At 53.5% G+C, this 817-nt stretch carries 1 rRNA gene; it reads right to left on the minus strand.

From position 1 onward, the window contains the following. Nucleotides 1–817: ribosomal RNA gene (locus tag H1X92_RS11305) — 16S ribosomal RNA — on the minus strand; the annotation flags it as partial.

The following is an 817-nucleotide window of genomic DNA, read 5'->3' on the forward strand; positions in this document are numbered from 1 at the left end:
ATCGCTGGCAACAAAGGATAAGGGTTGCGCTCGTTGCGGGACTTAACCCAACATTTCACAACACGAGCTGACGACAGCCATGCAGCACCTGTCTCAGCGCTCCCGAAGGCACGCCTCTATCTCTAAAGGCTTCGCTGGATGTCAAGAGTAGGTAAGGTTCTTCGCGTTGCATCGAATTAAACCACATGCTCCACCGCTTGTGCGGGCCCCCGTCAATTCATTTGAGTTTTAACCTTGCGGCCGTACTCCCCAGGCGGTCGATTTAACGCGTTAGCTCCGGAGGCCACAGTTCATGACCACAACCTCCAAATCGACATCGTTTACAGCGTGGACTACCAGGGTATCTAATCCTGTTTGCTCCCCACGCTTTCGCACATGAGCGTCAGTCTCTGTCCAGGGGGCCGCCTTCGCCACCGGTATTCCTCCACATCTCTACGCATTTCACCGCTACACATGGAATTCTACCCCCCTCTACAAGACTCTAGCTAACCAGTCTTGAATGCCATTCCCAGGTTAAGCCCGGGGATTTCACATCCAACTTAATTAACCGCCTGCGTGCCCTTTACGCCCAGTAATTCCGATTAACGCTCGCACCCTCCGTATTACCGCGGCTGCTGGCACGGAGTTAGCCGGTGCTTCTTCTGTCGCTAACGTCAATTGCTAAGAATATTAACCTTAACACCTTCCTCACGACTGAAAGTACTTTACAACCCGAAGGCCTTCTTCATACACGCGGCATGGCTGCATCAGGCTTGCGCCCATTGTGCAATATTCCCCACTGCTGCCTCCCGTAGGAGTCTGGGCCGTGTCTCAGTCC

The organism is Arsenophonus endosymbiont of Apis mellifera, assembly GCF_903968575.1.
In the GTDB taxonomy this organism is placed as follows: Bacteria; Pseudomonadota; Gammaproteobacteria; order Enterobacterales; family Enterobacteriaceae; genus Arsenophonus; species Arsenophonus apicola.